The sequence below is a fragment of the Mycolicibacterium pyrenivorans genome (assembly GCF_025821625.1).
Taxonomy (GTDB): Bacteria; Actinomycetota; Actinomycetes; order Mycobacteriales; family Mycobacteriaceae; genus Mycobacterium; species Mycobacterium pyrenivorans.
In genome coordinates this window covers 1-20,462 of sequence record NZ_JACKSH010000100.1, presented here as the reverse complement: position 1 = coordinate 20,462, position 20,462 = coordinate 1, and the positions used below count along the sequence as shown (strand labels likewise).

Annotated in this window: 15 protein-coding genes and 1 pseudogene; 8 read left to right on the top strand and 8 right to left on the bottom strand. The window is 66.5% G+C overall.

What is annotated here, in order from left to right; all coding sequences use genetic code 11:
* Positions 1-12 precede the first annotated feature (12 nt).
* Positions 13-1,419 carry an MFS transporter gene (locus H7I57_RS12875; protein ID WP_264023907.1) on the bottom strand — a complete coding sequence of 469 codons (1,407 nt, stop codon included), beginning with the start codon at positions 1,417-1,419 and terminating at the stop codon, positions 13-15.
* A gap of 277 nt (positions 1,420-1,696) precedes the next feature.
* Between H7I57_RS12875 and H7I57_RS12870 the strand changes: the two genes are divergently transcribed.
* From H7I57_RS12870 to nirD, 3 genes and pseudogenes are all read left to right on the top strand, one after another.
* Entirely contained in the window at positions 1,697-2,050 is a 354-nt protein-coding gene (locus H7I57_RS12870) for a molybdopterin oxidoreductase (protein WP_264023906.1), read from the top strand.
* Positions 2,051-4,523: pseudogene (gene nirB, locus H7I57_RS12865) on the top strand (nitrite reductase large subunit NirB).
* A complete protein-coding gene (nirD, locus tag H7I57_RS12860) occupies positions 4,520-4,822 on the top strand; it encodes a nitrite reductase small subunit NirD (RefSeq protein ID WP_264023905.1) in 303 nt (100 codons plus the stop codon). Before nirB ends, nirD begins: the two are co-directional and overlap by 4 nt.
* Here nirD and H7I57_RS12855 read toward each other — a convergent pair.
* Positions 4,812-5,438, bottom strand: a complete 627-nt coding sequence (locus H7I57_RS12855; protein WP_264023904.1) for a TetR/AcrR family transcriptional regulator — start codon at positions 5,436-5,438, stop codon at positions 4,812-4,814. The genes nirD and H7I57_RS12855 overlap by 11 nt on opposite strands.
* A 97-nt stretch (positions 5,439-5,535) precedes the next feature.
* Here H7I57_RS12855 and H7I57_RS12850 point away from each other — a divergent pair, with 97 nt between their 5' ends.
* Together H7I57_RS12850 and H7I57_RS12845 are read left to right on the top strand one after the other, a co-directional pair.
* A complete protein-coding gene (locus tag H7I57_RS12850) occupies positions 5,536-6,489 on the top strand; it encodes a metal-dependent hydrolase (protein ID WP_264023903.1) in 954 nt (317 codons plus the stop codon).
* Complete coding sequence (locus H7I57_RS12845; protein ID WP_264023902.1) at positions 6,482-7,648, top strand: hypothetical protein; 1,167 nt, start codon at positions 6,482-6,484, stop codon at positions 7,646-7,648. The genes H7I57_RS12850 and H7I57_RS12845 overlap by 8 nt, the downstream gene beginning before the upstream one ends.
* Positions 7,649-7,723: 75 nt before the next feature.
* Here the strand turns inward: H7I57_RS12845 and H7I57_RS12840 are convergent, their stop codons facing one another.
* From H7I57_RS12840 to H7I57_RS12825, 4 genes are all read right to left on the bottom strand, one after another.
* Positions 7,724-8,116 (bottom strand): universal stress protein, encoded by a 393-nt coding sequence (locus H7I57_RS12840; RefSeq protein ID WP_264023901.1) that lies wholly within the window; start codon positions 8,114-8,116, stop codon positions 7,724-7,726.
* Between the two features lie 28 nt (positions 8,117-8,144).
* Positions 8,145-9,686, bottom strand: coding sequence for a tripartite tricarboxylate transporter permease (locus H7I57_RS12835; RefSeq protein ID WP_264023900.1), 1,542 nt, complete (start codon positions 9,684-9,686; stop codon positions 8,145-8,147).
* Complete coding sequence (locus H7I57_RS12830; protein ID WP_264023921.1) at positions 9,686-10,132, bottom strand: tripartite tricarboxylate transporter TctB family protein; 447 nt, start codon at positions 10,130-10,132, stop codon at positions 9,686-9,688. Before H7I57_RS12830 ends, H7I57_RS12835 begins: the two co-directional genes overlap by 1 nt.
* 74 nt (positions 10,133-10,206) lie before the next feature.
* Entirely contained in the window at positions 10,207-11,208 is a 1,002-nt protein-coding gene (locus tag H7I57_RS12825; RefSeq protein WP_264023920.1) for a Bug family tripartite tricarboxylate transporter substrate binding protein, read from the bottom strand.
* A gap of 68 nt (positions 11,209-11,276) precedes the next feature.
* Here H7I57_RS12825 and H7I57_RS12820 point away from each other — a divergent pair, with 68 nt between their 5' ends.
* The 3 genes from H7I57_RS12820 to H7I57_RS12810 all read left to right on the top strand — a co-directional run bounded on the left by H7I57_RS12820 (position 11,277) and on the right by H7I57_RS12810 (position 14,102).
* The gene (locus H7I57_RS12820) at positions 11,277-12,974 is read left to right on the top strand and encodes a sensor histidine kinase (protein WP_264023899.1); all 1,698 of its coding nucleotides are present in this window, start codon (positions 11,277-11,279) and stop codon (positions 12,972-12,974) included.
* Positions 12,967-13,632: a response regulator gene (locus tag H7I57_RS12815; RefSeq protein ID WP_264023898.1), complete on the top strand. Its 666-nt coding sequence runs from the start codon at positions 12,967-12,969 to the stop codon at positions 13,630-13,632. Before H7I57_RS12820 ends, H7I57_RS12815 begins: the two co-directional genes overlap by 8 nt.
* Positions 13,633-13,694: 62 nt before the next feature.
* Complete coding sequence (locus H7I57_RS12810) at positions 13,695-14,102, top strand: CBS domain-containing protein (RefSeq protein WP_264023896.1); 408 nt, start codon at positions 13,695-13,697, stop codon at positions 14,100-14,102.
* A 23-nt stretch (positions 14,103-14,125) separates the two neighbouring features.
* Here the strand turns inward: H7I57_RS12810 and H7I57_RS12805 are convergent, their stop codons facing one another.
* Both H7I57_RS12805 and H7I57_RS12800 read right to left on the bottom strand, forming a co-directional pair.
* Positions 14,126-15,232, bottom strand: coding sequence for a cellulase family glycosylhydrolase (locus tag H7I57_RS12805; RefSeq protein WP_264023918.1), 1,107 nt, complete (start codon positions 15,230-15,232; stop codon positions 14,126-14,128).
* On the bottom strand, positions 15,187-19,728 hold the full coding sequence (locus H7I57_RS12800; protein WP_264023895.1) for a Calx-beta domain-containing protein: 4,542 nt from the start codon (positions 19,726-19,728) through the stop codon (positions 15,187-15,189). The genes H7I57_RS12805 and H7I57_RS12800 overlap by 46 nt, the downstream gene beginning before the upstream one ends.
* Positions 19,729-20,462: the final 734 nt, after the last annotated feature.

Genomic DNA, 20,462 nt, shown 5'->3' with positions numbered 1-20,462 from the left:
GCCAATTTCCTGTCAGACACCGGCCTGTGCCATGCGGCTGCCCTTACGGAGGTAGAAGAACCAGGTGACCACCAGCAGGACGAGGAAGAACACGACGTAGAACTGCAGTGCCGGCTGGATATTGCCGAACTGGGACTTGGCCCAGGCGTACGCGAGCGGCACGACGAAGCCGCCGAACGCGCCGATCGACGAGATGACACCCAGGGCGCCGGCGGCCTGGCGCCGCATCTCCAGCATGGTCAACGGGTCGCCGCCGGCATCTTCTCCCTTGACCCGGAAGATCTTCGAGATCATGCGGTAGGTGGAGCCGTTGCCGATGCCGGTGGCGACGAACAGGAACATGAAGGCGATGAAGAACACCGGCATGTTCTTGGCCTGCACCGACCAGAGCGCGCCCGCCGCACCGATCGCCAGCATGACGAAGCTGACGGCCGTGATCCGCGCTCCCCCGAGCCTGTCGGAGAGCTTCCCTCCGAACGGGCGGGCGATCGACCCGATAAGCGCACCGAGAAAGGCCCACGCCAGCGCGATGTCGCCGCGGTCGAAGACGGCCTTCAACAGCGTCGGGAATGCCGCCGAGTAACCGATGAACGAGCCGAAAGTGCCGATGTAGAGCAACGACATCACCCAGGTGTCGGCATGGCGCAGCGACTGCCAGACCGGCTTAACATCGGCTTTGGCCTCGGTGAGGTTGTTCATGAACAGGTACGCGCACACGGCCGCAGCCACCGCGAACGGCACGTAGAAGAGCCCCGCCAGGGGCAGTGCCACGCCGGCACCGAGTGTGACGACGATGGGAATCACCTTCTGCGCCAAGGCGACTCCGATGTTTCCGCCTGCCGCGTTGAGCCCGAGCGCCCAGCCCTTCTCGCTCTCCGGGTAGAAGAACGAGATGTTGGCCATCGACGAAGCGAAGTTCCCCCCGCCGAAGCCGGCACTGGCAGCAACCAGCAGGAGCAGCCAGAACGGGATTCCCGGATCACTGACCACCCAGGCCAGGCCGAGGCACGGGATCAGCAGCAGCAGCGCCGAGATCACCGTCCAGTTGCGCCCGCCGAAGACCGGAACGGCGAAGGTGTACGGCAGGCGCAGAAAGGCTCCGACGCCGCTGGGAACGGCGACCAGCCACAGCGCCTGGGAGGTGGTCAGTGCCCACCCCGACGCGGCAGGCGACCCGTCGGCCGACGCGGTCATCTGGACGACGACGATGCTCCACAGCAGCCACACCGAGAATCCGATGTGCTCGGCGAAGATCGAGAAGATCAGGTTGCGCCGCGCCACCGGCCGCCCGACAGTGGCCCAGAAGCCCGGGTCCTCCGGTCGCCAGTCCTCGATCCAGTGCTTGCCGCGGTGGCGCTGCGCCCCCGCGGGTGCCGCCGTCGCGACAGCCCCGCTCGATTCGCTGTCCGTAACGGTCATGTTGTCTCCTGTGGTGGAAGGGTCCGATGTGATCAACCGCCGCCGCCGGCGGTGGTGCCAGACACGTGGGGCCCGAACTGCAATCGGCGTGTTCAGGCTTGCTCCTAGGTCTACGGCCTGGGCATTCCGCATCCGTTGCACGTTGGTGACCGCGATGAAAACTCGGGCTCACACCGCAGGTCAGCTCACCGTGAGGCGGTGGGCGCGTGATCGCGGGGATGCATGGGCGACTCGCGGGGGAAACCAACCGGAAACATCGTGCTTCTAGCTTCGAGCCATGTCCGACGGAAGCAGTCCACGTTTTCTGCAAGGCGCCTTCGGATTCGACGGCGGTGGATATGACAAACCGGTGCCGGTCGACGACTCGCTGCGCTACGTGGTGCCTGCCGGTGCCACCACGCAACCGGTCTACTTCCGTGGCGGAAACTCGACCAAGCAGATGATCACGGTCGTCCTGTTCCGCGACGGCCAACCGATGCGTTACTTCCCGATCGCGGCCAAGGGCGCCACCCACGTGGCGCTCCGGGTGGTGGAGGATCTTTTCGCCGACACCGTGCTGGAGCTCTACGTCGCGGCGCCCGACGGTGTCAAGGGCACCGTGGTCGTCGACCTGGGCCTGGTGGAGGTCTAAATGAAGCGCCTCGTCGTGGTCGGCAACGGGATGGCCGGAATCCGGGCCATCGAGGAGGTCCTCGCCCGGGGCGGCCGAGATCAGTTTCACATCACGGTGTTCGGCGACGAACCCTACGGCAACTACAACCGGATCCTGCTGTCGAATGTGCTTGCCGGAATCGAGGATCCGGCCGAGATTTACCTCAACACTCTGGACTGGTACACCGACAACGGCATCGAACTGCGTGCCGGCGTGCGGGTGGTTCGCCTCGACACCTTCGCTCACCTGGTGCACGCCGACGACGGCACGTCGCTGCGCTACGACAAGCTGATCCTCGCCACCGGCAGCCGCTCGTTCTTCCCGCCCATGGAGGGACTGTGGGCAGACAACAAGAACCTCGCCGACGGGGTCTTCGGTTTCCGGACCCTCGACGACACCGCGACGATGATCACCGAGGCCGAGAACCGCTCCAAGGGCGTCGTCATCGGCGGCGGCCTCTTGGGTCTCGAAGCCGCAAGGGGACTGCAGAGCCGGGGCTTGACGGTCGACGTCGTCCACGCCGGGCCGACGTTGATGAATGCCCAACTGGACGACCCGGCGGGCGCCATCCTGCGGAAGTCGGTGGAAGCGCTGGGAATCGGCGTGCACACCGAGAAGCGCACCACCGAGGTGGTCGTCAGCGACGGCCGGCTGACGGGTATCCGCTTCTCCGACGGCTCGCTGTTGGATTGCGACATGCTGGTGATCGCGACGGGCATCCGGCCCAATGTGGGCCTCGCCCAGCGGGCCGGCCTGACGGTGGAACGCGCCATCGTCACCGACGACCGCATGCGCTCCGTCGATGACGACGACGTCTACGTCGTCGGGGAATGCGCCCAGCACCGCGGTCAGGTCTATGGCCTGGTGGCGCCGCTGTGGGAGCAGGCCAAGGTGCTGGCCGACCATCTGACGGAGGCGAACTCGAGCGCTGCCTATCACGGTTCCCGGGTCGCCACGAAACTCAAGGTCGCCGGCGTCGACGTCGCCTCGATGGGCGTCAAGGCGCCTGAGCACCCCGACGACGAGTTCGTGCAGTATTCAGAACCCAAGCACGGTGTGTACAAGACCGTGGTCATCCGCGACGGGAAACTGGTGGGCGCCACGCTTGTCGGCGACGTGTCCAAGGTCTCGTTTCTGACCCAGGCATTCGACAGTGGGCTGCCGCTTCCCGACGAGCGGGTGTCGCTGATGTTCGACATCGGCACCCCGGAGGTCGGCGTCGGCGTCGCCGAACTGGCCGACGACGCTCAGGTGTGCAACTGCAACGGTGTCTCCAAGGGCGCGCTGGTCGCCTGCGTGCGCGAGGGCGAGTCATCGGTAACGGGCGTGATGGCCAAGACCAAGGCAGGCAAGGGTTGTGGCTCCTGCAAGGAACTCGTCGGCCAGGTGGTCGAGTGGGCGGCCGGCGGCGCGGTCACCGAGGATCCGTCGGCGTCGTGGTACGTGCCCGGTATCCCCTATGACAAGCCGACATTGATGCACCACATTCGTGAACTCGAATTGCACTCGGTGTCCTCGGTGTTCGCCGCGCTCGCGCCGGACGGCCAGGAGGATGCCGGCTCGAAGATGGCGCTGGCGTCTCTGCTGGACATGATGTGGGCCGACGAGTTCGTCGACGAACGGGACGCCCGGTTCATCAACGACCGCGTGCACGCCAACATCCAGCGCGACGGCACGTTCTCGGTGGTGCCGCAGATGAAGGGCGGGGTCACCGACGTCGCGCAGCTGCGCAAGATCGCCGACGTCGCCGAGAAGTACGAGGTCCCGATGATCAAGCTGACCGGTGGTCAGCGCATCGACCTGCTCGGCGTGCGCAAGGAAGACCTGCCGAAGGTGTGGGAGGACCTGGACATGCTCGGGGTATGCCTACGGCAAGAGCTTTCGGACCGTGAAAACCTGTGTGGGCAGCGACTTCTGCCGCTACGGAGTCGGCGACTCGACCGCGCTGGGAATCGCGATCGAGGAGCGTTACCAGGGCCTGGCCAGCCCGGCCAAGATGAAGCTGGCCGTCACCGGCTGCCCACGCAACTGCGCGGAGGCGCTGTGCAAGGACGTAGGGATAGTCGCGATCGAAGGAGAAGCCGGTGGCCGCTGGGAGATCTACGTCGGCGGCGCGGCCGGGGCGCACATCCGCAAGGGCGACCTGCTGGCCACCGTCGACGACCCACAGACGGTGATCACGCTCGTCGGCAGGTTCCTGCAGTACTACCGCGAGAGCGCGAACTGGCTGGAGCGCACCTACGCGTGGGTGCCGCGCGTCGGCATCGACCATCTCCGTGAGGTCTTGGTGGACGACGCCGACGACGCGTTCCTCGCCGGCCTGGACGAGCGCATGCAGAAGTCGGTGGACGCCTACCGCGATCCGTGGCGGGACGGCCGGGAACCCGTGTCGGAGGGGCAGTTCCGGACGTCGCTGCCGTTGCTGGCACTGCCCCGGGTACCCGTGCGATGAGTGTCGAGGTGGGCCGCGTCGACGAGATCCCGGTCGGCGAGGGACGCACGTTCGCGGTCGGCGAGGAACAGATCGCGATCTTCCGGCTGCGCGACGGGTCGCTGCGTGCCATCGACGCGGTATGCCCGCACCGGGGCGGACCGCTGGCCGACGGTCTGGCCGACGACCGCGTGGTGGTGTGCCCACTGCACGGCCACACCTTCGACATGTGCACGGGCACCGAGGTGTCCGGCGCGGAGATGAGCGTGCGCAGCTATCCGATCGAGGTCGTGGACGGGACGATCCGGATCACCGCGTGAGATCGGCGGTCTCCGCCTGAGCCAGGATCGCACTTCCCAGCCACCGCTTCAGGAAGCGGCGGAGTTCGGCAGGCGAACGTGCCGGGTCGTTGGGCGCCACGAAGAACGACAGCATGGTCCGCAGGGTGAACTCGACGAGATCCCGCAACGCGGCGTCGTCGTAGCCGTAGCGCGGCCAGTCCACGTCGAAGCGGGTGATCATGCGCATCCCGAAGTCCTGGGCGAGGTCTGACGCGACCTCACCCGGCTGGGCTGCCGGGTTGACCGCGGACAGCAGGATCGCCAGATGCGGGATGCGCACGACCGCGTCGAGGGTGTACAGAACGCCTTGGGTCATCGCCTCTGCGGGGTCATGGATGCCGCGCACATGCTCTGCGAGTTGATCGAGAAAGCCGTCCACCGAGGCGATCCCGGCCGCGCGCATCAGACTGTCGGCAGTCGGGAAGTAGCGGTACACCGTCTGCCTGATCACACCGAGCGACTCGGCGACCTCGGCGATGGTGATCGCAGAACCGGTTTCGGCGATGAGTTCGACGGCAGCCGCGACGATGCGCTGCGAAGCTTCCTCGTCGGTGGCCGGTGGATCACCACCCCACCCGCGGCGTTTGCGTGCCATCGTGCGACCGACCGTAGCACGCGCGTTGACGCAGGGTTCGCCGTGCTGTAATCATACATTTGATGAAGTTACTGTATGGTTACTCAAGGCGGTGGCAATGACCGATCTCATCGTGCGCAAGCTGCGCTTCGCGTTCGCCGACCACGACGTACCGTTCCTGTGGAACGAAGCCAATCCCGCGTTCTCGTCGATGGCGAACGCGGTCTCGTTCCTGGCGATCGGGTTCGAGAAGATGATCGGCAGCATGATCCCGGAGGCGATGCCGCACATCACAGACCCGGCGATCGCCGAGGAGGCCGACGCCTTCGTGCGCCAGGAGGGTCAGCACTCGATGGCGCACCGCCAACACGCCAAGGGACTGATCAGGGCCTACCCGGCGCTGAAGGAGACGCTCGACAAGGTCATCGAGTCCTACGACGACCTGACAGCCGGCACACCGTTGAAATATCGCCTGGCCTACACCGCAGACCTCGAGGCCACGTTCACCCCGGTGTTCAAGCTGATGCTCGATCACGACGACACCTTGTTCGCGCCCGGTGACGACCGTGTCGCGTCCCTGTTCCTGTGGCACTTCGTCGAAGAGGTCGAGCACCGAAGCTCCGCGCTGACCATCTACGACGCCGTCGTCGACGACCCGTGGTACCGCATGCGGGTGGCACCGTCGATCTTCAAGCACGTCATGGGCATCATCCGCATGGCCTCAGAAGACTTCAACAAATACGTCCCCTTGTCCGAACGCAAGGTCGACGCGATGTCCACCTTCCGGATCGCGCGACGCAAGAAGGCTCTGCTGCAGCGACTTCCGTTCACCGACGCCACCTACGACGGCCCGTTCGCCAACGCGTTCCGCCACCTCCCGCTGCTCGAGCAGCTCGTCGCGATGACCGGAATCGTGCGCAGCCAGATCCCCGGCCACGACCCCACCCACGAAAAACTCCCCGAACTGGCGCAGGAATGGTTCGATCGGTACGACGCCGGCTACGACGTCACGCAGTGGTACACGGCGAACGACAACGTCACGGCGAACGACGGCGAGGAAACTCATGTCTGATCTGTGCACACCGACGTTCGCCGATCTCGCGGAACGGCTGGGGTTCTCCTGCGACACCGCCGGCGGGCTCGTGGAGTTCCGCAACCCGCTGGGGCTGGAGAACTGGACGCTCCCGGTCCTGGAACTGACGGTGATCGTCGGCGCTGTCCTGGCACTCGGATATGCGATCGTACGGTTCCGCAGGCACAACGACCCGACGAACCTCGTCCTGTGGTTCGGCGCCATCGCCTACCTCTTGATCATCGAGCCGCCGTTGTACTTTCCCGGGGCGTTCGGCATCGCCGAGCACGTCGACACGATGTTCGCGCACAACGTGTTCACGGTCGATTTCCTCTGGGGCCGGCTGCCTCTCTACATCGTCGCGATCTACCCGATGATGGCGACGGTGGCGTTCGAGATCGTCCGCAGCCTCGGGGTCTTCCGCCGCTACGGCACGGCGGTCGGCGCGGTCTGCGTCGGCTTCGTCCACCATGCCTTCTACGAGATCTTCGACCATCTGGGACCGCAGCTGAGATGGTGGGAATGGACGCTGGACCATCCCATGAACCAGCCGTTTTTCGATTCGGTGCCGCTGCCCAGCGTCGTGGTGTTCGCGGCGCTGTGGCCTATGTCGCTGGCGCTGTGCGTGCAGTTCTTCGTCGGCAGGCATGTGGACGGCGGTCAGAGGTTCACCGGCGGCCAGGTGGTGCTACGCACCCTGGCGGTCGGAGTGCTCGCTTCGATCGGGACCGCAGTCCTACCCCTGCCTGCCACGCTCGCCGGCGGTGTCACCGGCAGCACTGCTGTCGCCGGCTTCGTCTATGCCGCCGAACTGTTCGCCATCACCGTGGTGGCGGTTCCGGTGCTCTATGCGCAGTGGCGCAGGCAGCGCAGCGGAACACCGGCGGCGCCAACCTATTCGAACCCGCTGATGCTGGGCTACGGCGTCGCCTACCTCGTCGTGATGGCGGCATTGTGGGCCACGTCGCTGCCGGCATACCTCGCTTCGGCCGGCGGTGTCACCGCCAGCGGAGATCCCACCGGCAGCCTCTGGTACACGGTGGTCTGCTTCGCCATCGCGGGCCTCTGCCTGGCCGCGGTCTACAGCACCGCGGCTCGTCAGGACCGGAAACCGGGGAACCGCTCGGTGAGCGTGGCGGCGAACAACGCAGGATCCTGACCGTGCATCGCGTGCCCATCATCGGAAATGAATTGTAGGGCAACGACTCTCTGCTCCCGGTAGCCGTGGGCAGGCTCAGGCCTCGGTCGGCTTGACCGCCAGGACGGGCTTCGGGCATTCCAGGATCAGCTTCTGCGCGACGCTGCCCAGCAGCAGCTTGCCGACCGGGCTGCGGTGCCGGATGCCGACGACCAGGAGCTGGGCATCCTTGCGGCCCATCGCGGCGAGCAACTCGTCGACGGCGTCCACACCGACCGGCTGCGTGAGCTCGAACTCCACCCCGCACTCGGCCAGCCGCGCTTCGACGCCGTGGACTTCGTGCGCGTCGGCGAACCTCGAGTCGACATACGAGTCACCGGAGGTGGCGTTGATCACCAGCAGGCTGGTTCCGCGCAGCTTGGCCTCGGCGATGCCGTGCTCGAGTGCGGCGTGGCCGAAACTGTCCGCTGTGTATCCGATGACTATCATCGATTCTCCTCGCGCGAGCGCTCGTCGGTCACAGCTTTCCCGCCTTCTGCTTCTGGTCCCTGTCGTCCTCGACGATCAACAGGCTCTCCTCGCTGCGATGCATCAACCGCAGCACCAGCGGCGCCAGCAGCAGCAACGCCATGACGATGTAGGTGCCGATGGCAACAGGCTCCCTGAACAGCGAGACCCAGTCACCTCCGCCCAGCTGAAGGCTCTGCCGCAGCTGCCGTTCGACCCGAGGACCGAGGATGACGCCGATGATCAACGGCAGCACCGGCAGGCCGAAGCGGCGCATCATCAGGCCCATCAATCCGAAGACCAGCAGCAGAGCGAGGTCCAGTGGTTGCAGGTTCACGGCGAACGCACCGAGTGCGGCGAAGAACAGGATGCCCGCGTACAGATACGGCCGCGGAGTGCGCAACAGCTTGGCCCACAGCGGCGCCAACGGCAGGTTGAGCGCCAGCAGCAGGAAGTTGCCGATGAACAGGCTCGCGATCAGTGTCCAGATCAGCAGGGGTTCCTTGTCGAACAGCGTCGGGCCCGGCTGGATGCCATAGGACACGAACGCGGTCAGCATCACCGCCGCGGTCGCGTTGGTTGGCAGGCCCAGGGACAGCATCGGCACCAAAGTGCCTGCGGCCGAGGCATTGTTGGCGGCCTCCGGACCGGCGACCCCTTCGATGGCGCCCTTGCCGAACTCCTCGGGATGCTTGGTCAGCTTCTTCTCCGTGATGTAACTCAGAAACGTCGGGAGCTCCGCCCCGCCGGCAGGCAGGGCCCCGAACGGGAACCCGTAGGCGGTGCCCCGCAACCACGGCTTCCACGAACGCTTCCAGTCCTCCCTGCCCATCCAGGGTCGGCCGACGGGGATGACGTCGGCTGGGCGGCGTCGCAGATGTGCGGCCACCCACAGTGCCTCGCCGACCGCGAAGACGGCCACCGCGATCACCACGATGTCGATCCCGTCGGACAGCAGCGGAACGCCGAACGTGGCGCGCGGCTGCCCGGTCAGCGAGTCGATGCCGACGACACCGATCGCCAGTCCCAGCAGCAGCGAGATCACCCCGCGCATCTTCGAGGACCCGAGCACCGCGGTGACCGCGACGAGCGCGAACAGCATGATCGCCAGGTACGACGGTGCACCCAACGTGACGGCGAACCGTGAGATCGCGGGTGCGAAGGCGGCCAGCAGCGTCGTGCCGATGGCGCCCGCGACGAATGAACCGATGGCGGCGGTGGCCAGTGCCTGGGCGGCGCGGCCGGCTTTGGCCATCTTGTTGCCCTCGAGCGCGGTGATCACCGAGGACGACTCCCCCGGGGTGTTGAGCAGGATCGACGTCGTCGATCCGCCGTACATGCCGCCGTAGAAGATCCCCGCGAACATGATGAACGCCGCGCTGGGGCTCACGTTGTATGTGATCGGCAGCAGCAGCGCCACCGTCATCGCAGGCCCGATGCCCGGCAGCACGCCGACCGCGGTGCCCAGCAGCACGCCGATCGCGGCGTACAGCAGGTTCATCGGTGTGGCCGCCTCCGCGAACCCCTGCAGGAGCCAGTCCAAGTTCTCCATCACAGAATCCCATCCAAAATGCCTGCGGGCAACGGGATTCCGAGCCCTGAGTAGAACGCGTAGAAGCTGACCACGGCCAGCACCGCACCGATCACGATGTTGCGCACGTAGTGCCTACTGCCGAGGACGGTGGCGCAACCGGCGAAGAACAACGCCCCCGCGATCGCCCAGCCGAGCGGGTTCACCAGGACGATGAGCGCGACGAACAACCCGATGAGCAGGCCGACCGTGCGCCAGTCACTGGGCATATCGGGGTCGATGTCCTCGCCCGCGTCCGCCTCCCCCTTGAGCCCCCGCGGTATCGCGATCGCCAGGACGACTGTCATCACCAGCAGGCCCACCCCGATCACGATCGGGAACAACCGCGGCCCGACGGGATCCACCTCGGCGTAACCGCCCGGCATCGACACACCCTCGTAGACGAGGAATGCACCGGCGACGGCCATCACGGCACAAACGATGTACTGCGCGTAATCAGGTCGCGCCGTTGCGTTGTCGTCGACGGCGTCGATGTGGGTACTCACACCAGCCCCAGATCCGTCAGCGTCGTCTCGACGCGCTGGTCCTGCTCTTTGAGGAACTCCTCGAATGCCGGGCCGGTCATGAAGGCGTCACTCCAGCCGTTCGTCACCAGCGCCTCCTTCCATGCGTCGGTCGCGTGCAGCTCTTCCAGGATCCTGACCATTGCGGCGCGGTCCTCGTCCGAGATACCGGGCGGGGCAAGGACTCCCCGCCAGTTGGTGAACGTGAGGTCGATACCGGATTCGGTCAGCGTCGGCGCGTCGATGCCTTCCACCCGCTGCTCGCCGGACACCGCGAGCACCCGGACCTGGCCCGACTCGATCTGGTCGACGTACTCGCCGAGTCCCGAGGTGCCCGCCGAGATCTTGTTGCCCAGCAACGCGGTGAGCAGATCACCACCGCCGTCGTAGGACACGAAGTTGACCTTGGTGGGGTCGACGCCGACAGCCCTCGCGGTTTCCATCGGGAAAAGATGGTCGGGCCCACCGGGACTCGAGCCCCCGCCGAGGGTGACCTTGGCCGGATCGGCCTTCCACGCCGCCACGAAGTCCTGCACCGTCTCGAACGGCGAATCGGCGGGCACGAGGATGCCCTCCTGCTCCTCGACCACCTTGGCCAGCGCGGTGGCGTCCGAGGCGCGGGCCTTCGAGCCGTTGGTGTAGGTGGCGCCGACGACGCCGAGGCCCATCATCATCATCAGGTCCCCGTTGCCGCGCTCGTTCATCAACCGGGCCATCGCGACCGTGCCACCGGCGCCGATGACGTTGAACACCTCCACGCGGCCGGTGATGTCGTCGTCTTCCATGATCTTCACCGCGGTACGCGCGGTGAGGTCATAGCCACCACCCGGGCTGTTCGGCACCATCATGCGCAATCGATGGAGACCGCTTTCGTCTCCGCGGGTCACCCCGCAGGCCGAGAGCAACATCGTGGCGATCATCGCCACGACAACCCCGGCAGCCATGCCGGCGACCCGCGCGCCGCCGCCCGAACCGAACATGTCGTCCCCAATCACTTGGTTGTGATGCTCAGCAATACTGGACCCGGGAAGTGACTCAGGTCACTGATATGGACGCAAAGGAAGTATTGGTCATTAAGAACATTCCGCAGGCACCGCGGACGAAGAAGGCCACGTCTGCGGTCGTCGGGTTGCTGCGGGGACGCAGCCTGGCCGGACAGTTCCTGGCGTTCCAACTGGTGGTGGTCGCGGTGGTGCTGATCGCGGTGGCTGCCGTCTCGGTAACCCAGTCCAACAGGGAGTTCCGCGAGGTCCGCGGCCAGCGGATGATCGCCGTCGCCGAGAACATGGCGTCCACACCGATCGTGCGCGACCGCAGCGAGAACGCCCCGGCCGATCCGTTCGCCGCCCGTGCCCTGGCACCGGAGGTGGACCGGGCGGTGGCGCTGTCGGGCGCCACCCTCGCCGAGATCCTCGGCCCGGACGGCACGGTGCGCGCGTCGTCCGAACCGTCGCGAATCGGGGCGCGGATGGACCTGGGACCGAGCCGGGCCGACGAGGGAAGAGCCTGGTTCGGCGACGCCGACATCGACGGCACCCACAGCCTCGTCGGCCAGGTGCCGATCCTGTCCGGTGACGGCACGGTATTGGCGGTGGCCTCCGTCAGCGAGCGCTACCCCTCGGTGTGGACGCTGCTCAGTGGCGCCGGTGAACGCCTTCTGATCTATCTGGGTCTGGGTGCGGCGCTGGGCATGGTCGCGTCATGGCTGTTGTCACGGCGGATCAAGCGGCACACCCGCGGGCTGGAAGTGGCCGAGATCGCGAGCCTCGCCGACCACCGGGAAGCCTTGCTGCACAGCATTCGCGAGGGCGTGATCGCGGTGAACAACGACGGTGACATCACGGTGCTCAACGACAGCGCCCAGGAACTGCTCGGCATCACCGGCGCGGCAGTGGGCCGCCGGGTCGACACCGTGGGTCTCGAGCCGGCGGTGGTGTCGTTCCTGACCTCGTGTGACGACGGGCGCGACGGGGAGTCCGCCGAAGACACCGTGATCGCGACCAGGACGCGGGTGTTGGCGCTGAGCCGGCGGGCGACCACCAGCCAAGGTCAGCGGATCGGCACGGTGACCACGATGCGTGACAGCACCGAACTGGCCGCCCTGCAGGGACAACTGTCCTCCCACAAGAGTGTCACCGACACCCTGCGGGCTCAGACGCATGAATTCGCCAATCAGTTGCACACGATATCCGGGCTGGTTCAGCTGGGTGAGTACGATTCGGTCCGTGATCTGGTGGGGGCGTTGACTCGCCGGCGCGCGGAGATCAGCGACGCGGTGACGCAGCGCATCTCCGATCCGGCCGTCGCGGCGCTGCTGATCGCGAAGACCTCGCTGGCCGCCGAGAGCGGTGTGGCACTGGACCTGGATCCCGACTCCCACCTCGCCGCGCTCGACCCGGCACTGGCCACCGATGTGATCACGTTGCTGGGCAACCTCATCGACAACGCGGTCGACGTCTCGGTCGGTTCGCCCGATGCGCGCGTCACGGTGCACATCGACGATCGCAACGGTCTCGCGATCTCGGTGCTCGATTCCGGGCCGGGCGTCCCCGAGCATCTGCGCGAAGCCATCTTCGCGCGCGGAGTCACCTCCAAGCCGGACGTCCCGGGCGGCCGGGGCATCGGGTTGGCACTGGTGCGCCTGGTCACCGCCCAGCACGGCGGCACGGTCGAGGTGCGCGACTCTCCCGCGGGCGGTGCGGAGTTCCTGGTGCGACTGACTCCAACGGTGGACAGCCATGCGTGACGTGCTCGTCGTGGACGACGACTTCATGGTCGCCGAGATCCATCGCCGCTTCGTCGATCAGGTCGATGGGTTTCGTGCGGTCGGCGTGGCCCGCACCGGCGCCGAGGCGCTGACCGCCGCGCGGGAGTTACGGCCTGCGCTGATCCTGCTGGACGTGTACCTCCCCGACATGACCGGCCTGGACGTGTTGCATCGGCTGCGTTCCGCAGGTGACCGGGTGGGCGTCATCATGATCACCGCGGCACGCGAACTCGACACCGTCAGCGGCGCACTCGACGGCGGCGCGGCCGACTACCTGATGAAACCGTTCGAGTTCCCCCAGTTGCAGGCCAAGCTGGCGGCGTTCGCCGCCCGCGCGGACGCCCTGGAGTCCGCGGGCGGCGCCGACCAGTCACTGATCGACTCGTTGTTCGGTGGCCCGTCCGTCACCGCGTCCAAGACACTTCCCAAAGGCCTCGGCGTCGAGACCGGCGAGCTCGTCATCGCCGCGGTCCGCAACGCAGGCGAGGTCTCGGCAGCTGAATGTGCTGACCTGGTGGGTATTTCGCGGGTCAGTGCGCGGCGCTACCTCGAGCACTACCTGAGGGCCGGGGCAGTCGAACTTCGACTCCAGTACGGTGTCGGCCGGCCCGAGCGCCGCTACCGGATCGCCCGATAGGCGGCCGGTTTTAGGGTCCGATGTCACTAGTCACCCGCGAGGTTCTCGGACAGCATGGGGGTATGACACGCATTCCTTCCGTTCGTTCCACCCCGGTCTCCACCATCACCGGCGATCCCGTCGCGCGTGTTCCCGCTGACGCAACCGTCGAGGACGCGGCCAAGGCGCTCGTTGCCCACGATGTCGGGGTCATCGTCGTCGGCGACGACGAGCGTCCGGCGGCGCTGTTGAGCGAACGCGACGTGGTCCGACTGGTGGCCGCCGGACGCGAGGCCTCCGCAACGCCGGCCGCGGAGATCGCGAGCACAAAGTTGGTGTGGTCCAGCGCCGATGCCACGGTCGACGAAGTAGCTCGGCAGATGATGGAACACTACATCCGCCACGTCCTGGTCGACGAGGACGGCGTCCTGGTCGGGATCGTCTCGGCGCGTGACCTGCTCGGCGCCTACAGCGCCGAAGCGGCCCAATAGGATTCGCGGGTCAGCGAGCCTCGCTAGACCGCACTCCCGTCGAGGATCGTGCCCGCCCCGGTCCCGTCGCCGATGGTCGCTCCAGATGGGCTCGACAGCGTGACCACGAAGCTCTCGGTGCCTTCCAGCATCGTGTCGCCGAATACGACGACGCTGATCGTCTTGCTGGTCTCGCCCGGCGCGAACGTGAGTGCACCGGAGGCGACTGCATAGTCGCTGCCGCTCGTCGCCGTGCCGTCAGACGTCGAATAGTGCACGGTCACGGCTGTGCTGGACGCCTCGGCCAACGACACCACGAACTGCGCGAGCACACCCGGGGAGCCCTCCACGAAGTCGAACTGGATGGCTTCCAGATACACCATCTTGTCGGTGTTCACACTGTTCCAGTCGTTGGCGAGAATGCCGCCGGTGTCGGTGGAGTTGGGGTTCCACGACCAGAACGTCCACGACAGGTCCTGCGTGCCTTCGGCGATGTCGATCGTGCCGTTGTTGTCGAAATCGCCGGAGAGGTAGGAGGTGATCGCCTCGTACCAGATGACGTCCTTGGGGTCGGTGAGCCTCGTGCCGAACTCGCCGAGATAGATCGGGGCGATGTTCTGCTCGTAGATGTAGCCCCACATCTGCCCGAACTTGTCCGGCAGTGCCGCACCGAAGTTCGCGGTCTGGAACCACGGCTGCTCGTAAACGGAGTTCGGGTAGTCGTGGGGCGAGTAGACGACCCGGTTGGGCACACTCAGTGTGATCGGCCGGTCTTTGACACCCATCAGATTGCCACCCCACCAATAGGACTGGCCCTGGTAGGTGGCCACGCCCTCGACGAAGATCAACCAGTTGGAGTTCACCGCGAGGATGGCGTCGCCTGCCCGTTCGGCCGCCGCCGCCCAATCGGTCGCTCCCCCGCCGCCCCAGGTTCCGTTGTGCGGTTCGTTGTGCAGATCAGCACCGATCACCGTCGGATCGTCGCCGTAGCGCTGTGCCAGCATCTTCCAATCGGCGATCCACGCCGCCTCGGTGTAGCTGCCCTCGTACCAGAGACCGTTCCCGTTGGGGCCGGCGCCGGCGCTGCTGCGGTGGTGATCGAGGATCACCCGCATGCCGATCTCTCCGGCATAGCGGATGATCTCGTCCATGATCTCCAGCGACGAGAGGCCTGCCAACTCGGGGTTCTTGTGGAAGTCGATGCCGCTGGGCGCCGCGGTGGTGTGCAGCATCTGACTGAGTACGGCAGCCGGATGGTGTTGAACTCAAGTGCCACCATCTGGTCCATCATGTCCTGGTAGTTGCGCGTCCACAGGCCGTGCGGCGCAAAGATGTCGCTCTCGAAGCCGAACCAGTTGATGCCGGCGATCTGCACCGGGTTGCCCGCTGAGTCGAGGATCTGGTTGCCGGAGGTGTGCAGCCAGCCGGGGGCGACGCCTGCACCGGGGGCGCCCTCGATCACCGACGCGTCGGAGATGCTCAGCACCAGGTTCTGCGGGTCGGCGACGTCGTCGTTGGTGATGGTGCCGACAGCGGTGCCGTCAGCGACGGTCGCACCAGTGGGATTCGACAGTGTCAACGTGAAGGTCTCGTTCGGTTCGACGGTCGCGTCGCCGGTGATGGAGACCGAGACCTGCGCAGACAGCACCCCCTGAGCGAAGGTCAGCGTCCCGGCTTCGGCCGCGTAGTCGACGCCCGCGGTGGCAGTGCCGTTGGAGGTGACATAGGCGACCGTCACCGGAGCGGCCGACGCCGTCGACAAGGTGACTACGAACGTCATCTGAGTTGTGCCGCTGTCGGTTTCGTTCGCCGTGACATCGCCGACCGACAGGCTCGGCGACTGCACGGGCCCGGCGGGTTGGCCGTTGACCACGAAGTCGGTGGCCGTCGCCGAGGCACCGCCCGGGGAGGCCTGGAAACCGAAGCCGACCGTCTTGCCCGCACCGACCTGCGCGTTCCACGAGGCGTTGCGCACCACGTAGTGGGTGCCGACGCGGCTGACGATCTCGGCGTTCCAGATGTTGCTGATCTGTGCCGGGGAGTCGAATTCCACCGTCCACCCGTTGAGAGCCGAGGAACCCGCGGTCACCGTGACTGCGGCGGTGAACCCCGAACCCCAGTTGTCGTTCACCACAAAGGACGCCGACGAGTTGCCTGGCACGGGGGCGGCTGCGTCGTCGTTGGTGATGGCGCCGGACGCGGCGCCGTCGGCGATGGTCACGCCGTTCGGATTCGACAGCGTCAGCGTGAACGTCTCGTTCTGTTCGACCGCGGTGTCACCGGCGATCGGGACGACGATCTGCTGGGTGGTCACCCCCGCGGCGAACGTCAACACTCCCGAGGTGGCGGTGAAATCGCTGCCGCCGGTAGCCGTACCGTTCGACGTCGCATAGGCGATGCTGACCGGCGTCGCCGAGGCCTTGTCCAGCGTCACGACGAACGCCATGTTCGTGGTGCCACTGTTGGATTCGACGACCGCGGCATCGGCGATCGACACCTTCGGCAGCACCGGGGCCGGGTTCTGGCCGCCGGTGGGTACGCCGTTGACGACGAAGTCGGTGGCCGTGGCCGACGAACCGCCCGGGGAGGCCTGGAAACCGAACTCCACGCTCTGGCCCGCACCGACCTGGGCGTTCCACGACGCGTTGCGCACCACGTAATGGGCGCCGGCCTGGCTGACGATCTCGGCGTTCCAGACGTTGCTGATCTGTGCCGGGGAGTCGAACTCCACTGTCCAGCCGTTGAACCCGGAGGTGCCCGCGGTCACGGTGACGCCCGCGACGAACCCCGAACCCCAGTTGTCGTTCACCACGTAGCTCACCGTGGACGCGCCCGGCGTCGGGGTGGTGCTGTCGTCGTCGGTGATGGTGCCGGTGGCCGTCCCGTCGGCGATGGTGGCACCCGAGGGGTTCGACAACGTCACGGTCAACGTCTCGTGCGTCTCGACGGAGACGTCGCCGAGGATGTCGACGTGCACCGTCCGTGACGTGACCCCGGGCGCGAACTCGACGGTGCCCGAGGCGGCGGTGTAATCCACGCCAGCGATGGCGGTTCCGTTGGATGTCACGTAGTGCACCGTCACAGGTGCGGTCGAGGCCTTGTCCAGCGTCACGACGAACATGAAGTGCGCGTGTTCCCCGTCGCCTTCGACGACCGCGAGGTCGGCGATCGAGACGGCGGGCGGGGTGGCCGGTGCCTGATCGACGTCGTCGTTGCGGATGGTGCCCGTTCCGGCGCCGTCGGCGATGGTGGCATTGACCGGTGAGGACAGGTTCAGCGTGAACCACTCGTCGAGTTCCACCTGCGCGTCGCCGTTCACGGTGACATGGACGGACTTCGATGTCTCACCTGGCGCGAAGCTGAGCGTGCCGACCGTCGGGGTGAAGTCCGCCCCGGCGGCGGTGGCAGTGCCGTTGCTGGTGCTGTACCCGACCGTCACCGTGTCGGCGGATGCCTGCGACAACGTGACCGTGAAGACCACCGACGAGTTGTTCGCAGTGCCCTCGAGCACGCTGCCGTCGCTGACCGACAGGCTCGGCGACGAAACCGGTGGCGCCGCGTTGTAGATCAGGCTCTGCCACTTCGTGCGTGCGCTGTCATCGAGCGCGACGATGTTGCCGGTCGTCAGCTCACCGATGGCGACGCCGACGAGCGTATAGGTCTGGTTCTTGTTGACGATCGCCACGCGTGTCGAGCCGTTCAGTTCGGTGACATCGAACTCGTGCGCCTTGAACCAGCCGAAGTCGAGCGTGTCGACGGCAGGATCGAAATCGAGCGCCGTGTGGGTGCCGTACTGCCAGGAGATGGTTGTGGTGGTGCCGGTTTCGCCGGTCGGCGGCGTGCCGTTGCCGGCGCCGGTGGGCCAGCTGTCGGTGCCGGCGACCGGAATGCCCTGCGGCAGGATCTGCGAGTCGGGCACGGTGCCGATTCCCAGCTGGAGGTGCAGCCTGTCCTCGCGCACCTGGGCGCTGTGGAAGATGAAGTTGCGCGCAGTGAGCTCTGCGCTGGTGACACCCTGAAGGATCAGCGCCTGTCCGGTGCCCGCATTCGCGATGACGAGGCCGTCCGGGGAGTCGGCCATGTAGAGCTGTTCGCGCGTGCCGTAATGGCGGAAGTCCACCACGTCCGTGGTCGGATCAAACGCGACACGGTCGATTTGCCCGACTTCGTGGGAGCGCGCGTACACGGTGCCGGACCGGGCGGCCACACCCTGCTCCCAGGCCAACGCACCCGAAAGGTCCTGGCGGAGATGATCATTGATGACCGGCGCGAAGCTGTCGACTGTCAGCTGGCCAAGCGACACACCCTGGACGATCGCCGTGTCACCTGACCAGGGGTTGCGGAAGCCCACGCCCTCGGCCGTGTCGACGACGATGAAGTTGTGCACCGAGACGTCGCCGAGGTCGAGCTTGTCCTTGGCGGGGTCGAAGGCCACGATGTCCGGTCCCGAGGTGGTGACCTGATGGATCGTGCCCGCCGTAGCGCCGGCTGCGACCGCGGCCACCAGCGCGCCGGAGGTAGCCGCCGCCGACCACGCCGCCGATGAATCCGCGGTCGCCGCAGCGGCGTCGGCACCGACCGTCACCGTCACCGGGACCCGAGTTCTGGTGGGACCGGTCGAGATCAGATGGAAGCCGGCATCGCGCACCTGGACGACGAACGTGTCCGTCCCACCGCCGACCATCAGTTGCGGATCGGCGGTGTAGGCGAAGTTCCCCTCGGCGTCGACCACGACGCTGCCCCGAGACGGGGCCTGGGCCACCGTGTATTCCAGTCGATCACCGTCCGGGTCGGAGGCGCTCACCGTGCCGTTGACCACCCCCGGGCCGGCCTCACCCGTCAGCACCACGGTGGCCGTGGGTCCGTCGTTGGAGAACAGCCTGTCGATTTCGCGGCGGATCGCGCCGAACACCGCGGTCACTACTTCGAACGACGGCAACGGCATGCCCCCGGTGCCGGCGGAGGGGCCGATCCCCAACACCGCCAGGAGTTTCGACACGATCCCCGCCAGCCCGGTCGACGCCGTGGCGGGCGGGGTGACGGCAGTGGCCGCGACTTCCGCCGGGACCGCCGAAGAGACCGCGCGGGCGGCCGCAGGCTCGACGGCCTGCGTGGCGTCGGCGTCCGGTGCCGCCGTGGGCAGAGAGGAGTGCCTCCCGGCAGGAGGCGAGTCCGGCTCGTCCACGCCGACCACGTCCTCGTCCTCCGCCTCGGCCCCTTCGGTCACTCGGATGGCGTCAGCGTCGGAGCCAGAGGCGGCGTCGGATGCGGGTGATGTGCCGGATGCGGGTGATGTGCCGGCGAGGTCGATGTCGGCAGTGTCGGCTTCCAGGGGTGCGGACGGGTCGTCAGTTTCGTCGACGTCCCGCTCTTCCCCGACCGGTGATTCGGTCTCGGGGTCGTCGGTATCGTCGGCGTCGCCCGCCGTGATTGTCGAACCCGGTGCGCCGGAGTCTTCTGATGGGTCGGCGTCGTCGCCTTCGCCGTCGATTCCGGACGACGGAGCATCGGTCGACTGGGCCCCTGTGTCGTCCGCACTCTCGGTTTCCGTGCTTGCGGAGCGAGCGCTCGCCTCACCGGTGGGGCTGTCGTCCGCCGGGTCGGCGGCCGCCACTGCGGGCGCGGCCAACCCGATTCCCAGCGCCACAGCTAACGCACCAACACGACCCACGAATCTTCCGTAGCCCATCAGCAACGCACTCCTGTCCACTTTTAGCTGCTCAACTCCCCGTGTTCCATGTCATCTCGTTCCAATCACGAAACAAAATTTACGGGCACGAAAGGCTATGAAACACGAGGCTTCGCACAGCGTCAAGTGTTTGAGTCCGTTCCGGACATGATGACCTTCGCGAGCCGCTTGTAGCCAATTCAAGCAAACTGGTACCAAGTCGAATCGCTGCGATTTTTCCTAGTAAATCCGTGCTGCGTAACGATAGAGCCATGATATGGCGAACGCTGTCCCCGGCTCGGTGTAGAGGTGAGGACCGCCAGCCACCGTGATTAAACGATTGTCTAAGCGGTGAACAAAACTGGGGTCAGCGTCCAACGAAATTACACCGAATTCATCGGATTCATCTATCCCCATAGCGATATACCTTGGGTGCATAATCGTCTTTCTGGCAAATTGCTGGGAGGAAGCTGGGAGCCATTAGGGCAAACAGGGGTGACGGTCAGGGCCTGCGCAACATGCGCCGGCCGCCGCCGCGGACAGCAGGCAGACATGCGTGATCGCCGAATGCATTGAGCCGGTGGGCATTTCGCCCACACGCCGACGCTGCTGGCCTCAGGCGGCGTCGAAGGTGACGAGGTCGATGCTGAGTCGGCCTTCGATGAGGCTGACTCGTCGTCGGATTGGTGGTCCGGGTAGTGGTGGGGCGGTGG

What these genes read in the sequence shown, in the direction of transcription:
- H7I57_RS12875 (WP_264023907.1), bottom strand. Translation starts at nt 1,419, where the DNA reads ATGACCGTTACGGACAGCGAATCGAGCGGGGCTGTCGCGACGGCGGCA.
- H7I57_RS12805 (WP_264023918.1), bottom strand. Translation starts at nt 15,232, where the DNA reads ATGGACGAGATCATCCGCTATGCCGGAGAGATCGGCATGCGGGTGATC.
- H7I57_RS12810 (WP_264023896.1), top strand. Translation starts at nt 13,695, where the DNA reads ATGACACGCATTCCTTCCGTTCGTTCCACCCCGGTCTCCACCATCACC.
- nirD (WP_264023905.1), top strand. Translation starts at nt 4,520, where the DNA reads ATGAGTGTCGAGGTGGGCCGCGTCGACGAGATCCCGGTCGGCGAGGGA.
- H7I57_RS12820 (WP_264023899.1), top strand. Translation starts at nt 11,277, where the DNA reads ATGGACGCAAAGGAAGTATTGGTCATTAAGAACATTCCGCAGGCACCG.
- H7I57_RS12840 (WP_264023901.1), bottom strand. Translation starts at nt 8,116, where the DNA reads ATGATAGTCATCGGATACACAGCGGACAGTTTCGGCCACGCCGCACTC.
- H7I57_RS12870 (WP_264023906.1), top strand. Translation starts at nt 1,697, where the DNA reads ATGTCCGACGGAAGCAGTCCACGTTTTCTGCAAGGCGCCTTCGGATTC.
- H7I57_RS12845 (WP_264023902.1), top strand. Translation starts at nt 6,482, where the DNA reads ATGTCTGATCTGTGCACACCGACGTTCGCCGATCTCGCGGAACGGCTG.
- H7I57_RS12835 (WP_264023900.1), bottom strand. Translation starts at nt 9,686, where the DNA reads ATGGAGAACTTGGACTGGCTCCTGCAGGGGTTCGCGGAGGCGGCCACA.
- H7I57_RS12825 (WP_264023920.1), bottom strand. Translation starts at nt 11,208, where the DNA reads ATGTTCGGTTCGGGCGGCGGCGCGCGGGTCGCCGGCATGGCTGCCGGG.
- H7I57_RS12850 (WP_264023903.1), top strand. Translation starts at nt 5,536, where the DNA reads ATGACCGATCTCATCGTGCGCAAGCTGCGCTTCGCGTTCGCCGACCAC.
- H7I57_RS12855 (WP_264023904.1), bottom strand. Translation starts at nt 5,438, where the DNA reads ATGGCACGCAAACGCCGCGGGTGGGGTGGTGATCCACCGGCCACCGAC.
- H7I57_RS12815 (WP_264023898.1), top strand. Translation starts at nt 12,967, where the DNA reads ATGCGTGACGTGCTCGTCGTGGACGACGACTTCATGGTCGCCGAGATC.
- H7I57_RS12830 (WP_264023921.1), bottom strand. Translation starts at nt 10,132, where the DNA reads ATGGCCGTCGCCGGTGCATTCCTCGTCTACGAGGGTGTGTCGATGCCG.